The organism is Aminobacter sp. GW821-FHT11F06, from assembly GCF_058808215.1.
The window spans coordinates 228,872-242,512 of sequence record NZ_JBXARL010000004.1 but is presented as its reverse complement, the minus strand read 5'-3'; the positions used below and the strand labels follow the sequence as shown (position 1 = coordinate 242,512).

Below are 13,641 nucleotides of genomic sequence, written 5' to 3'. Positions count from 1 at the left end.
TGGGACCGAAAACCGCAGCGTTCGCCCAGCTCGTAGTCGCTGGCGGTGATAGGCAGACGGTCAGTGCTTCCAAAGCTATCAGGCTGTGCAACAATATTCTCGGGGAAGCATCATGCCGGATAGTCAACGCGACGAAGATAAGCGCAAGGAAGCTGCCGCTTCCCTGCTGAAGGAGATGGAAGCCACTGCGGCGCGCATGCGCGAGCTGATCGTCGGCATGCCGCCGCACGACCTTTTGGGTTACATCTATGCGCAGCGCGTGATGAAGGTGACGTCCGAACAGCACCTCTCAAAGGAGGAACGGGAGGCGGCCGGCCCCGACGACCTAATCAACCGGAACCAGTTTCTTCTTGAGTATGTCCACGCGGTGCTCGCCTCGGACCCGGCGCCCGACAATCTCGAATTCAGTGAAGAGAAGTGTGCGGAACTGTTCGAACTAAGCAGCACGCTTAGGGATAAGGCCATGTTCTACGCCATGGCGACCTCCGCGGACACAAAGGACGGCGCTTTTGGGCCCGACACTGCTGAAATAGAATTCCGCGCCAAATCCAGTTGGGTCGTGTTGCGCGGAAACCGCTACCAGGTCCTCGAAGGTGAATTCTACAGCTACGTCCTCGCCCCTCACGATGACGTGCTGAAGGAACTTTACGGGGTTGGCGCAGAGGAAATTGCGGCTGGCTTTCAGGCCATGACCGATGCAACACGCTCCGGTCATGCCGAAGCCATCCTGGAAATGATGGCGCAGTTCGATGCTTTTCAGGATTTCGCCAAAGCCGAGAACAAACCCTTCGAAGAGGCGATGGAGGCATGGGCAGCGCAGAATGCTGCACACCTAACGGCCGCGAGGTCGGCCATGGAGGATATGTTCCGGGGCGGGGTCGCCAATGTGAGCAGCCATACAAAGCTGCCGCCGGAACTGCTTGCGGATCTGGCTTATGAACGCGGCGAGGACAAGGAGTTCTTTGCGCCTGGCGACCACGCGGGCACACCGTATCGGACGCTGCCCGCCCGCAAGAAGCCGCTGATCAAGCTGGGTTCCGACTATTTTGCTGTCGACCCATGCTTCACCCGCGATGCGGGATACCGCGCGCTGCTTTTCAATCTGCTACAGCGAAAACCCGTCTATAAGGCGGTCTTCAACGAGCGTCAGAAAGTCATGAGCGAGGCTGCCTTCGCCGACATTCTGAGCGTCCAGTTGCCGGGTGCGACGATCCTGCAAGAGGTCTACTACAAGGACCCCGTCAGCAAGCAATGGTCCGAAAACGACACGCTCATCCTTCTCGATGACGTGCTCTTTCTGGTCGAGGCGAAGGCGGGCGCCGCAGCAACCATTGCCTCACCGGCACTGGATTTCGGTCGCCATGCCCAGTCGGTTCAGGACCTGGTCATCAAGGCCTACAAGCAGTGTGAGCGCTTTTTCAGTTATCTGAACTCCGCGGATGAAGTGCCACTCTACCATCTGGTGGACGGCAAGTATGTAGAGTGCGCCCGGGTGCGGCGCACCGATTATCGTGTCATGCTGCCGATTGGCCTGACCATTGAATCGTTCTCGCCGCTGGCGGCGTACTGCAAGGAGCTGCCGCAGATCGAGCCATTGCTCGGCAAGCACGCCTTCATGTCCCTCTCTATTGACGACCTGTTCGTGCTGAAGAGGTTGCTGCCGACGCCCGGCGAGTTTGCCCACTACATGGAAGTGCGGCAGGCCGTGGCGGGCTTGCGCCGCGCCCACCTGTTCGACGAGCTGGACCATCTGGGCGCGTACCTGAAGAAAAATCGTTTCGACGCAGATATGACCGACCAGCTCAAGAAGGGCGCCGACTTCGTAGTCTGGGATGGCATGAGCTTGGACGTCGATCGCAGCTTTGAAGGTGAGAACTGGGAGACGGACCCTTTTCCCACCCAGGAATCTCCGGAGGAGCTGCTCAAGCTGCTGGGCGCCCTCAATGCCACACGCGCCCCAGGCTGGCTGGCCGCCGACAGCCACATCAGGGACCTGGGTGGAGAGGGACGGAGTGACTTTGCCGACATGCTTGGTTCGCTTCGCAAGTCGCTGAGCCCGAATCCCTTCCGCTACTTCATCTACGGTCAAGATGTACCGACACCGCTCTTCATCTGGCTGCAGAGGTCCGGTGACGTGATCGACTGGCAGAAGGTCAACGACAAGGCCAGCTCGGCGGCATTGCTCTCGCCCGCCGCGACCTTGGCAGGCCTGATGGTCGAGGCAACAGCCGGCGGCAATTACAAGTCGGCCTACAAGTTTGGGGTCACTCGCCCAGTAGCCCGCACTGAAGCAAATGCGCATATTTACGATGAGGCAGATCGTATGAAACAGCGTGCGCAAGCTCATGCGCAGGATCAGAAACTGGCCCAGCAAAAGGCGACGCCGTCAGCACCTGTCCGCAAGGTTGGTAGGAACGATCCCTGTCCCTGTCAAAGCGGACTGAAATACAAGAAGTGTCACGGCAGATAGCCAGTACTGAGGTAAAACCTTGTTCCAGCCATGTTGGGCATTGCATAGCTGGACTACGCTTGGCGTCATGCGGGATCGAACGGCATCGACACCATCGATCCACCCTGCGCGTTGCAGGGGCAACGCCACCCCCGCGCCGACACCAGGCCATCGCCGATTAGCAATAATCGTCGATCGAATCCGCCAGTTCCTCCCCAACCAGTTCGCAGAAGTGCTTCAGGGCGCCCTGCAGGGTGTAGAAAGTGAATTCACTGCGATGAAAAAAAGCGCCGTCATGGATCGAAACATGGGCGACGGCCCAAACCTTGATGCTGTCCCCGGCGAAACGAGTGAGCACGACCAGGTCATCGTCCTTGAGGCGATGGTCGACGACCAGGCTGGTAGAATACTGGTTGCGCGCGAAGACGCTGCCGAACGAGAGCCTCGAGGCGTAGAGGAGAAGCGCGTCGTCGGTGAACTCATCGGGGCAGGCAGGGAATTCGGTCGGCACCTTCCAGCGGACTTGGACGACCAGCGAGGTCAGAGAGGGGAAGTGTGGGTCTGGCTTGTCAAGCATTCATCAATCCTCATGGCAGGAGTACCGCGAGGATAAGTCTTCCCGAGAACGGCGAGCGGGTAAAGACGTCCTCCGGGAAGAAGCGCCCACCGTGTCACTAGATGCATATGGCTCAGGTCGGAACAAATACTGATCGAGTGTTGCAGACTCGACACGCCCCGCCTTCGCCAGTCTCTGGCGAGCCCCTTGCTGAGACGATAGTTCGAACGGCAGCTTTCGAGCAGCTGCCGAAATTGCCTGAATGACCGGAAGGAAGGCGCATTGCTGACATTCGAAATGGCTGGAAACGAAGGTCTTGGATGGGCAATTTTTGAAACAGACGCCGGCCTACCGTGGAAAAACTTTCGATGTCTGCGGCCCCAACCCCTTGTTCGCGCTCACCTTTCAAAAAAACTTTCACCTAATTTATCCACGCCTCCAAAAGCCGGCTTAACATCAGCCCATCTCCCTCAAGGGAAACCTGGTGCGCACCGGGTATCAGGTGAGGGGGACGGTGTCTTGGCCGGCGGCGCTGACGGTGGCGTTGCTGGGTGTTGAGCCCCCAGGCCGAGGCCCTGCCAGCCGTTACGCGAAAATGCGTTGAACGGCACGAGGGTGGGGCAAGAGCACCGGCGGACGCATGGTGGCGTGCCGCATTCAGAATACTGAAGAAGGCGCGCCCCATGCGTCGGCTTCCCTGACAAATCCGGCTGGTTTGCCAGGCCGGCGGTTTTCGTGCGCGCTCCCTCCAGCAAAAAGGTGTTTTGACATGAAACGACCAAGGCGAATGGACGACCGCAAGAATGTAGTCGACGAGCGGCTGCCTTATACTGTGCGCAAGGTGGCCGGGCTTGCCGTGCGCATCGCCGCCACCCGCGACGGGGCGGCACAGCGCTGCGCGCGGCGCGCCTGCCGCAAGGACCAATGCTGCCGCGCCGATCTCTACGGCGCCGAAGGCGCCCGCTGCACCGGCCGCCCTTCGGGCAGGGCCGCGACAGAGGTCGAGGCGATGATGACCTTCCTCGCCGCCCTGTCGATGGGCGCGGGAGGGGTTTAGGTGGTTCCCTCGCCGTGAGCCTGTCGAAGGGTGGGCCTGTCGAAGGCGAGGGGCCATGCTTGCACCGGAACGCCCTTCGCGACCGTCGCGGCATGGATCCCCGGGATCTCAGCACTCGCTATCGCTCGCGCTCCGACCCGAGGATGACGAATGCCTGGGAGTTCTCGCTAATTACCAGCGTTGGCGATTGGCAGCGACGCCCCTTTCCTCGTCATCCTCGTGCCCGAAGCGGCGCAGCCGCGCAGGGTTACGGGGATCCATGCCGCGACAGAGATGAAACCCATTTCGGTGCAGGATATAGGGAGCCGACAATGCGGGGGTCCCTGTCGAAGGGCGAGGCTGTCGAAGGCGAGGGGCCATGCTTGCACCGGAACGCCCTTCGCAACCGTCGTGGCATGGATCCCCGGGATCTCCGCACTCGCTATCGCTCGCGCTCCGACCCGAGGATGACGAATGCCTGGGTGTTTTCGCCAACCACCGACATTCGCGATTGGCGGCGACGCCCCTTCCTCGTCATCCTTGCCCTTCGCGCCCGTCACGGCATGGATCCCCGTGACCCTGCGCGGCTTCGCCGCTTCGGGCACGAGGATGACGAAAAAAAGAGGTGCGTCGCGCAAACGTTGGCGATTGGCGAGAACACCAAAGCAATCGTCATCCTCGGGTCGGAGCGCGAGCGAAAGCGAGTGCGGAGATCCCGGGGATCCATGCCGTGACGGTTGTGAAGCCCATTTCGGTGCAGGAAATCAATCGGGAGTACCAGCCCCCATCCTTCGACAAGCTCAGTGCGGAAAGGCTCAGGATGAGGGCGGGGAAAATGCCCCTAGATCACATTCAGCTCGCGGAACGCACGGCCCTCGGCGATGCGCTGGTAGCCGAAGGCCGAGCAGTCGATGGTGCGGTAGCCGCCATGCACCAGCAATTCGGCCAGCGCCTTGCCCACCGCCGGCGCCTGCTGCAGGCCGTGGCCGGAAAAGCCGTTGGCGAAGATGAAGTTTTCAACCTCCGGATGCGGGCCGATGACGGCGTTCTGGTCGAGCGCGTTGTAATCGTAATGCCCGACCCAGGCCTGCGTTGCCTTGATCGCCTCGAAGGCCGGCACGCGCGTCGCCAAAGCCGGCCAGATCACCTCTTCGAACAGCCCCCAGTCGGGGTTGAAATCGTTGGGATCGGCGGCCTGCTCGCCGTCCTCGCTCTCGGCGCCGCCCGTGATGTAGACCGAACCCTCGGGGCGGACATAGACGCCGGAGGGATCGACCATCAGCGGCATATCGGCGAATTTGTCGCGCGCTTCGAAGACAAAGACGTTGCGCTTGCGCGGCTCGACCGGCAGCGCGATGCCGGCCATGGCGGACACCTTGCCGGCATTCGGCCCCGCCGCGTTGAACACCGTGCCGGCCTCCAGCCGCTCGCCATTGGCAAGGGTGACGGCGGTGACGCGGTTGCCCTCACGCTCGATGCCGGCCACTTCGGCGGTGATCAGGTCGATATTTTTGGTCTTCAGCGCCTTGCGGAACAGGCCGAGCATGGCATGTGCGTCGAACCAGCCTTCGCCCGTGCGACCATAAGCGCCGGCGGAAATGCCCTCGGTCGAGATCCACGAAAAGCGCTTGGCCAGCTGCGCGGCATCCTCCAGCACGATGTCGGCGCCCTCGGCCATCTGCGCTGCGTGATTGGCCTTGAGGATGGGAAAAGCGTTGTCGCCGGCCAGGATGAGATAACCGCCCTCGCGGAAGCCGATGTCGGCGTCGGGGCCGAACTCGTCCTTGAGCCGGCGAAACAGGGAAAGCGTGAACTGCGACAGGCGGATGTTTTCGGGGATCGAAAATTGCTGGCGGATCGAAGCGCAGGACAGCGTGGTCGCCGCATGGGCGAATTGCGGATCGCGCTCGATCAGCGCGATCGAGCCGGTAAAACCCTCCTCGCGCAGATAATAGGCGATCGAGCTGCCGACGATCGCGCCGCCTGTGATGACCACGTCGTAGCGTGCCATGGAGTGTTCCCGTTGGTTGATGGTGGAGGACAAAAGCAGTTACGTCACCACCTCGCAAGACCTTGCAAGGGCCAGCGTTGCCGGGCAAGAAGACCAGATGTCACATTCTGTCTCGCGCCCGCGCCGTTCGGTGCTTTATGTGCCCGCCACCAACGAAAAGGCGCTGGCCAAGATCGCCTCGCTTGCCTGCGACGCCGTCGTCCTCGACCTCGAGGACGCGGTGCTGCCGCAAGAGAAGGTTTCGGCGCGCGAAAGGCTCGGCCAGTTCCTCGCCGTGCGTGGGCCAGGCAAACGCGAATACATCGTGCGCATCAATGCGCTGTCGAGCGAGTGGGGCGCCGACGACCTTGCCGCTGCGAGCGCATGGAATGTCGATGGCGTGCTGTTGCCCAAGGTCGCCACGCCGCGCGACATATTGGAGGCCGGCGACGTGCTCGACGACGCTGATGCGCCCGACGAGATGAAGCTGTGGGCGATGGTCGAGACGCCGCGCGCGCTGATCAATATCGGCGCCATCGCCGAGCTTGGCCGCGATCCCGCCTCGCGGCTCGCTTGCCTGGTTGCCGGCACCAACGACATCGTCAAGGAAACCGGCGTTCTGATGACGCCCGACCGGCGCTACCTCATGCCCTGGCTGATGCAGATGGTGCTCGCGGCGCGTGCCGGCCGCCTCGACATGCTCGACGGCGTGTCCAACGATTTTCGCGATCTCGCAGCCTTCGTGCACGACTGCGCCGAGGCATCCGCCATGGGTTTCGACGGCAAGACCGTCATCCACCCGGCCCAGATCGAGGGCGCCAACGCGGCGTTTTCGCCGTCGCCTGAGGCCCTTGCCGAAGCCCGCGCCATTGCGGACGCCTTCGCGCTTCCCGAAAACGCCTCGCGCGGTGTAATCTCGCTCAGCGGCAAGATGGTTGAGCGGCTGCATCTCGTCCAGGCCGAGAAGGTGCTGGCGAGGGCCGCGATGATCGCTGAGATGACCGGAGACGAAAAATGAAACTCTACCGCTTCCTGACCGGCCCCGACGACGCCACCTTTTGCCACAAGGTCACCGCTGCCGTGAACAAGGGCTGGCACCTGTTCGGTTCGCCGACCTATGCCTTCGACACGGAAACCAAGACCATGCGCTGCGGCCAGGCCGTGGTGAAGGATGTCGAAGGCCACGACTACGAGGCCGGCGTCACCAAGCTCAGCGACTACTGAATTGGGGCCGCCGCCTATTCGGCGGCTTCCTCCAGCCGTTCCATGTCCTCGTCGGACAGGCCGAAATGGTGGCCGATCTCATGGATCAGCACATGGGTGACGATGTCGCCCAGCGTCTCCTCGTTCTCGGCCCAGTAATCGAGAATCGCCCTACGGTAGAGCGTGACGCGGTTGGGGCCTTCGCCGGTCTGCGGGTTCCAGCGCTCGGCGATGCCGCGCCCCTCGAACAGCCCGAGCAGGTCGAACGGCGTTTCCAGCGACAGGTCGTCCATGATCTCGTCGGTGGGGAATTCCGCCATCTGGATGACGACCTCGCCGGTCAGCTGGCGAAACTCCTCCGGCAGATGCGCATAGGCTTCGAGCGCCAGAAGCTCCAACTCCTCGATCGAGGGCGAAAGCTGGTCATGCCAGGCGCGGGTCTTGTAAATACGGGCCATTATACGTCCTTTTGAGGGCATATAGCCGTTCGCCGCTCCGCTTACGAGGCTTTTGCCGCCCAGGCGATAAATAAGCGGTGAGGAGCTGTCCCCAGGAGAGGAATAAATTCCCCTTGAATCGGCTTGACTCTCGGGGGCAGCTCTGGAATCTATAAGAACATAACAGGAACAACTAATCGAAGGCAGATCGACATGGCAACCAGCGCCGTGGCGCGGGACGTCGTTTTTGCCCTGCGCCAGAAGATAGCGAAGATCGAGGGCACGCTGCCCGAGCTGCTGGTGTCGCCCTCCGACAGCCCGGCACCTTCAGGCGTGCTTGTCCGCCGCAACGGGGTTGCCTCGGCGCGCGACTTCTTCCTGCCCACCGGCGTCGAGCGTCTCGACGAAACCCTGGGCGGCGGGTTGCCGAAAGCCGCGCTGACCGAAATTCATGGCACCCAAACCCGCAATGCGGGGGCCGCCGCGGGCCTGGCTCTTTGTCTTGTCAGCCTCATGCTCAAGGCGAAACCGGGCACGCTGGTGCTGTGGATCGGCACCGCCGAAATCTTCAGGGAGGCTGGGCTTCCTTATGCAGCCGGCCTGGAATGGCTTTTCGGCCTTGCGCCGGATCGCCTGCTTATTGCCGAGGCGCCCAAGCCGACGGATGCGCTGTGGATCGCCGAGGAAGCCACCGGCATCGACGAGATTGCCACCGTCATCGTCGAGTTGCGCGGCAATCCGCGCGGGCTGGATCTCACAGCGACACGGCGGCTTCACCGTCGTGCCCAGGAGGCTGGCCGGCCGGTGCTCCTGCTGCGCCAGTCGGCCGAGCCGGAACCGACCGCCGCCCCCGTTCGGCTCATCGCCGCGCCGGCGCCGGCCTCGCTTCGGCGCACGCTTGCCGGTCCGCTCGCCGGTTCCATCGGCCCGCCTGCCGTCACTGTCGAAATCGGCAAGAGCCGCACCGCACTTGCCGGCAAATTCATTCTGGAATGGAACCCAAATGCACACACCCTCGAAGAAAGAAGAGACGTCCCAGAGAATCGTGTCGCTGTGGTTTCCCCATCTCGCGGCCGAGCGGATCCTGCGGCGGCGGCTGGGACGGTCCTGGCGTTCAGGTCCGCGGCCGAGCCAGCCGCTGGTGATCAGCCACCGCGAGAACAACGCCCAGCGCATCGCCGCCCTCGACGAGCAGGCTGAAGCCCGCCGGCTGAGGCCGGGAATGGGCATCGCCGAGGCGCGCGCCATGCATCCCGACATCGACATCGTCGAGGCGGACCCTGAGGCCGACCGCCGGCTGCTCGAAGGCCTCGCCGACTGGTGCGACCGCTACACGCCACTTGTCGCGCTCGACGGTGAAAACGGGCTGTTCCTCGATATCACCGGCTGCGCTCATCTTTTCGGCGGCGAAAAGGCGCTGCTCGCCGATCTGATGGCGCGGTTTTTCCACCAGGGGTTTGACGTCCGTTCAGGCCTGGCGTCGACGCCAGGGGCGGCATGGGCTGCGGCGCGCTTCGCCGCCGGCCAGATCATTGCGCCGGGCAGCGAGCGCAATTTCTTCGCCCGCCTGCCGCTATCGGCGCTGCGGCTTGATCCGAAAACGAAGACAAGCCTCGAAAGCGTCGGGCTGCGCACCGTTGGTGCTGTCATGGATGGCCCGCGCGCGCCCCTTGTCCGGCGCTTTGGCGCAACGCTCATTGAACGCCTCGACCAGGGGCTCGGGCGTCTGGAGGAGGCGATCTCGCCGCGCCTGCCGGTGGCGCCTCTTTCGGTCGAGCGGCATCTCGCTGACCCTCTGTCGCTGATCGAAGATGTCGAGCGGCTGGTCGGCCTGCTCGCCGCTGCGCTCAAAGTCGATCTGGAGCGTCGCGAGGAAGGCGCGCGCACGCTTGAGCTTTTGCTTTTTAGAGTCGACGGCATGGTCAGCCGTATCACTGTCGGTGCCTCGCGGCCGATCCGCGAGCCGGTGCTGATCCGAAAGCTGTTCCATGAACGGCTGACCACGCTTGGCGAAACCATCGATGCCGGCTGCGGCTTCGATCTCGTCCGCCTGTCGGCACTTTCGACAGCCCGTTTCGATGCGCGCCAGGGCGATCTTGCCGGTGAGATCGAAGATGATGGCGAAGGGTTGGCGATCTTCGCCGACCGCGTGACGGCCCGGCTTGGCGAGGCCGCCGTCCTCGAACCTGTTCCCATTGAAAGTCATCTGCCGGAGCGTGCCGCAGCTGTCGTTTCTTATGCGCAGGAGGAAAACAGGAAGGCATTCGCCAAGGCTGGCAAGGTGCGGCGTAGCCCCGTCAGTCAGCCCGGCCAATTGGAGCGGCCCATTCGTTTGTTTCGCTCACCTGAGCCCATCGACGTTCCGTTGACCGAGGTGCCCGATGGCCCGCCGCCGCATTTCCGCTGGCGCCGTGCCGTGCATCGCGTGACGCGTGCGGAGGGGCCGGAACGCATCGCAGCCGAATGGTGGCGCGAGGGGAATGAGGCGCCGACGCGTGATTATTACCGGGTCGAAGATGCCGATGGCCGCCGCTACTGGCTCTACCGGCAAGGCCTCTATGGCGCGCAAGCAACGGCCCCACGCTGGTTCCTGCATGGGGTTTTTGCATGAACATGGTCGCCGCCACGAGTTACGCCGAATTCGGCATCCAGTCGAATTTCTCCTTCCTGCGCGGAGCCTCCGCGCCGGAAGAGCTGGTGATCGCGGCGAAGTTTCTGGGACTTTCGGCGATCGGCCTTGCCGACTGCAACACTGTTGCGGGAACCGTGCGCGCCTGGAAGATGGCCGAGACGGAAGGGCTTGCCTACCATCCCGGCTGCCGACTGGTTTTTGCCGATGGCACGCCCGACATTCTTGCCTATCCTAGAGATCGCAAGGGCTGGGGGCATCTGTGCCGCATGCTCACCCAGGCCAATACCCGACCGGAAAGCGAAAAGGGCGCGCCGCTTCTCTATCGGGATGACCTTTTCGAGTGGGGCGACCTGCTGTCGCTTGCCGTGCTGCCTGATGTCACGGCCGCCACGGAAGACGATGCCGTGCTTCTGCGCGGCCTCAAGGAACGCTTTGGTGCCTCCTTGTGGCTCGCAGTCGCTCCGAACTTCGGCGGCAATGATCGTTTCAGGATCGAGCAGGCGGCGGCCATGGCGGCGATTACTGGCCTGCCGCTGATGGCGACCAATGATGCGCTTTACCACGCGCCGACCCAGCGTCCGCTGCATGACGTTCTGACCGCAATCCGTCTCAACGTGCCGGTCACCGAGGCGGGGTTCGAATTGAAGGGGAATGCCGAGCGCCACCTGAAAGGGCCCATGGATATGAGCCGGCTTTTCCGGCGGCATCCGGAAGCCTTGGCCGAAACGCTGCGCTTTGCCGAAAGCCTGCATTTTTCGTTGGGTGAGCTCAAATACAACTATCCCGACGAGCCGACGGAATCGGGTCTCGAACCTCAGGCGGAACTGGAAAGGCTGACCTGGGAAGGGGCGAAAAAACGCTATCCGGATGGTGTTCCGGAGAAGGTGCAAGGCATCATCCGGCACGAACTCGGCATTGTCGAGGAACTCAACTATGCCCGCTATTTCCTCACCGTTCATGACATCGTCCAGTTTGCCCGCTCGAAGGGCATATTGTGCCAGGGTCGCGGGTCGGCGGCCAATTCCGTCATCTGCTTCTGCATCGGCATCACCGATGTCGGACCCGATATCGTCGATGTCTTGTTCGAGCGCTTCATCTCCGTGGAACGTGGTGAGCCGCCTGATATCGACGTCGACTTCGAGCATGAGCGGCGCGACGAGGTCATCGCCTTCATCTACGAAAAATACAGCTCCAAGCGTACCGCCCTCGCGGCCTCAGTCGTCACCTATCGCGGCCGCTCGGCGCTGCGTGAGGTCGCCAAGGCGATGGGCCTGTCGGACGATGTCAGGGGCGCGTTGTCGGGGTCGATCTGGGGTTGGTATTCATCCGAGCTTGGCGAGAAGGAAACGGCGGCAGGCGGCCTCGACAAGGCCGATCCGCTGACCCGGCATGTGATCGAGCATGCCAACGGCATCATGGGTTTTCCGCGCCATCTGTCCCAGCATGTCGGCGGCTTCGTCATCACCCGCGACCGGCTCGATGAGATCGTGCCGATCGTCAAGACGGCGATGGACGAGCGCAAGATGGTTGAGTGGGACAAGGACGACCTCGATGCCGTCGGCATATTGAAGGTCGATATCCTGGCGCTTGGCATGTTGACTTGCCTGCGCAAGGCCTTCGACCTGCTCGAAGCGCATTACGACGAGCGCGACCCGCATGATCGGCCCTACACGCTGGCGACGCTGCCGCAGGAGGACCCGAAGGTCTACCACATGATCTGCCGCGCCGACACGCTCGGCGTCTTCCAGATCGAAAGCCGGGCGCAGATGTCGATGCTGCCACGACTGCAGCCGCGTGAATTCTATGATCTGGTCATCGAGGTGGCGATTGTCCGGCCCGGCCCGATCCAGGGCGACATGGTGCATCCCTATCTGCGTCGGCGGCAGGGCAAGGAGGATCACGTATTTCCCAAGCCGGAGCTTGAGGAAATTCTGGGCAAGACGTTGGGTGTGCCGCTATTCCAGGAACAGGCGATGAAAATCGCCATCGTCGCCGGTGGCTTCACGCCTGGCGAGGCCGACCAGCTCAGGCGTGCCATGGCCACCTTCAAGCGCACCGGCACCATCGGCAATTACCGTGATAGGATGGTAAAAGGCATGGTCGATCGCGGTTACGAGCGCGACTTCGCCGAGCGCTGCTTCAAGCAGATCGAGGGCTTTGGCGAATATGGTTTTCCCGAAAGCCATGCCGCGGCCTTCGCGCTGCTGGTCTACGCCTCCTGCTGGTTCAAGGCCTACTACCCCGATGTCTTCTGCGCGGCGATCCTGAACTCGCAGCCGATGGGTTTTTACCGGCCGGCACAGCTGGTCCGCGATGCCGAGGACCATGGCGTCGAGATCCGTGCCGTCGACATCAACCATTCCGATTGGGACTGCACGCTTGAACGCTCCGGTTTCGACCCCAAGCGGATCCGTGCCCGCCACGCTGAAATGCGCGATGTCATCAAGACCAGTCACGCCGTTCGATTGGGCTTCCGCCAGATCAAGGGTCTCGGCGACAAGAAGATGAAAACCTTCGTCGAGCGGCGCGGCAAGGGTTATCAGTCGGTGCGCGATGTCTGGCTGCGGTCCGGTCTCGATGTCGGCGAGATCGAGCTGCTCGCCCAGGCCGATGCCTTCCGCTCGATCGACCTCGACCGGCGTGAGGCTTTATGGGCAGTGCGAGCACTCGACGGCAAGAGTGCCGCCGAAATGCTGCCGCTGTTCGACCAGCCCGACGTTCATTTGCCCGACAACGAGCCGCAGATGTTTTTGCCCGCCATGCCGCTCGGCGAGCATGTCATCCACGACTACCGCTCGCTCGGTCTTTCGCTGAAGGCGCATCCGGTGGCCTTCCTCAGGCAACGGTTGGACAAGGCCGGCATCACACCGAACGCCCGGCTGCCTGAGGTGCCGGACGGCAGGCGCGTCTCGGTCGCGGGGCTGGTGCTGGTTCGCCAGCGCCCCGGCAAGGGCAATGCCATCTTCCTTACGCTTGAGGACGAAAATTCGGTCGCCAATATCATCATCTGGCAACGGGTCTTCGACCGCTTCCGGCCGGTGATCATGGGATCGAAGTTCATCCGCGTCAGCGGCAAGCTGCAGGCGGAATCAGGCGTGATTCACATCGTTGCCGACAAGATGGAGGATTTGACGCACTGGCTCGCCGCCATGTCGGAAGAAATGCAGATGTCAGCCGATGAAAAGGCGCAAGCGGCACTTACCCAGGCAAGCGGTGCCAGGCAAAGCGCTGCCGAGAAAGCCGCCAGGGATCCGCGTGTCGTGCAGAGCTATGAAAGGCTCGCGCGCAAGGCCAGCAGCGTCATGCCCAAGGGGCGCAATTTCCAATGAAAGGAGGTG

10 protein-coding genes are annotated in these 13,641 nt (G+C 62.6%); 7 read left to right on the top strand and 3 right to left on the bottom strand.

What is annotated here, in order from left to right; genetic code table 11:
• Nucleotides 1-112: 112 nt before the first annotated feature.
• Nucleotides 113-2,470 (top strand): SEC-C metal-binding domain-containing protein, encoded by a 2,358-nt coding sequence (locus tag AC1RTB_RS12570; RefSeq protein ID WP_492878601.1) that lies wholly within the window; start codon nucleotides 113-115, stop codon nucleotides 2,468-2,470.
• Between the two features lie 157 nt (nucleotides 2,471-2,627).
• Here the strand turns inward: AC1RTB_RS12570 and AC1RTB_RS12565 are convergent, their stop codons facing one another.
• A complete protein-coding gene (locus tag AC1RTB_RS12565) occupies nucleotides 2,628-3,026 on the bottom strand; it encodes a hypothetical protein (RefSeq protein ID WP_492878602.1) in 399 nt (132 codons plus the stop codon).
• A 766-nt stretch (nucleotides 3,027-3,792) separates the two neighbouring features.
• On the opposite strand from AC1RTB_RS12565, the gene AC1RTB_RS12560 reads away from it, so the two are divergent.
• The gene (locus AC1RTB_RS12560; protein WP_492943815.1) at nucleotides 3,793-4,062 is read left to right on the top strand and encodes a hypothetical protein; all 270 of its coding nucleotides are present in this window, start codon (nucleotides 3,793-3,795) and stop codon (nucleotides 4,060-4,062) included.
• Nucleotides 4,063-4,882: 820 nt separating this feature from the next.
• Here the strand turns inward: AC1RTB_RS12560 and AC1RTB_RS12555 are convergent.
• Nucleotides 4,883-6,052 (bottom strand): NAD(P)/FAD-dependent oxidoreductase, encoded by a 1,170-nt coding sequence (locus AC1RTB_RS12555; protein ID WP_492878606.1) that lies wholly within the window; start codon nucleotides 6,050-6,052, stop codon nucleotides 4,883-4,885.
• Between the two features lie 97 nt (nucleotides 6,053-6,149).
• Between AC1RTB_RS12555 and AC1RTB_RS12550 the strand changes: the two genes are divergently transcribed.
• A complete protein-coding gene (locus tag AC1RTB_RS12550; protein ID WP_492878608.1) occupies nucleotides 6,150-7,049 on the top strand; it encodes an HpcH/HpaI aldolase/citrate lyase family protein in 900 nt (299 codons plus the stop codon).
• Entirely contained in the window at nucleotides 7,046-7,255 is a 210-nt protein-coding gene (locus AC1RTB_RS12545; RefSeq protein WP_492878610.1) for a DUF1737 domain-containing protein, read from the top strand. The genes AC1RTB_RS12550 and AC1RTB_RS12545 overlap by 4 nt, the downstream gene beginning before the upstream one ends.
• A gap of 14 nt (nucleotides 7,256-7,269) precedes the next feature.
• Here AC1RTB_RS12545 and AC1RTB_RS12540 read toward each other — a convergent pair whose 3' ends face one another.
• On the bottom strand, nucleotides 7,270-7,692 hold the full coding sequence (locus AC1RTB_RS12540; protein WP_492878611.1) for a metallopeptidase family protein: 423 nt from the start codon (nucleotides 7,690-7,692) through the stop codon (nucleotides 7,270-7,272).
• Nucleotides 7,693-7,884: 192 nt separating this feature from the next.
• On the opposite strand from AC1RTB_RS12540, the gene AC1RTB_RS12535 reads away from it, so the two are divergent.
• Genes AC1RTB_RS12535 through AC1RTB_RS12525 form a run of 3 tightly spaced genes read left to right on the top strand, consistent with a single transcriptional unit; the run spans nucleotide 7,885 to nucleotide 13,632 of the window.
• On the top strand, nucleotides 7,885-8,871 hold the full coding sequence (locus tag AC1RTB_RS12535; protein WP_492878613.1) for an ImuA family protein: 987 nt from the start codon (nucleotides 7,885-7,887) through the stop codon (nucleotides 8,869-8,871).
• Nucleotides 8,813-10,282 carry a Y-family DNA polymerase gene (locus AC1RTB_RS12530; protein WP_492878615.1) on the top strand — a complete coding sequence of 490 codons (1,470 nt, stop codon included), beginning with the start codon at nucleotides 8,813-8,815 and terminating at the stop codon, nucleotides 10,280-10,282. Before AC1RTB_RS12535 ends, AC1RTB_RS12530 begins: the two co-directional genes overlap by 59 nt.
• Nucleotides 10,279-13,632: an error-prone DNA polymerase gene (locus tag AC1RTB_RS12525; RefSeq protein WP_492878617.1), complete on the top strand. Its 3,354-nt coding sequence runs from the start codon at nucleotides 10,279-10,281 to the stop codon at nucleotides 13,630-13,632. Before AC1RTB_RS12530 ends, AC1RTB_RS12525 begins: the two co-directional genes overlap by 4 nt.
• Nucleotides 13,633-13,641 lie beyond the last annotated feature (9 nt).

What these genes read in the sequence shown, in the direction of transcription:
- AC1RTB_RS12570 (WP_492878601.1), top strand. Translation starts at nt 113, where the DNA reads ATGCCGGATAGTCAACGCGACGAAGATAAGCGCAAGGAAGCTGCCGCT.
- AC1RTB_RS12555 (WP_492878606.1), bottom strand. Translation starts at nt 6,052, where the DNA reads ATGGCACGCTACGACGTGGTCATCACAGGCGGCGCGATCGTCGGCAGC.
- AC1RTB_RS12525 (WP_492878617.1), top strand. Translation starts at nt 10,279, where the DNA reads ATGAACATGGTCGCCGCCACGAGTTACGCCGAATTCGGCATCCAGTCG.
- AC1RTB_RS12565 (WP_492878602.1), bottom strand. Translation starts at nt 3,026, where the DNA reads ATGCTTGACAAGCCAGACCCACACTTCCCCTCTCTGACCTCGCTGGTC.
- AC1RTB_RS12540 (WP_492878611.1), bottom strand. Translation starts at nt 7,692, where the DNA reads ATGGCCCGTATTTACAAGACCCGCGCCTGGCATGACCAGCTTTCGCCC.
- AC1RTB_RS12550 (WP_492878608.1), top strand. Translation starts at nt 6,150, where the DNA reads ATGTCACATTCTGTCTCGCGCCCGCGCCGTTCGGTGCTTTATGTGCCC.
- AC1RTB_RS12535 (WP_492878613.1), top strand. Translation starts at nt 7,885, where the DNA reads ATGGCAACCAGCGCCGTGGCGCGGGACGTCGTTTTTGCCCTGCGCCAG.
- AC1RTB_RS12545 (WP_492878610.1), top strand. Translation starts at nt 7,046, where the DNA reads ATGAAACTCTACCGCTTCCTGACCGGCCCCGACGACGCCACCTTTTGC.
- AC1RTB_RS12560 (WP_492943815.1), top strand. Translation starts at nt 3,793, where the DNA reads ATGGACGACCGCAAGAATGTAGTCGACGAGCGGCTGCCTTATACTGTG.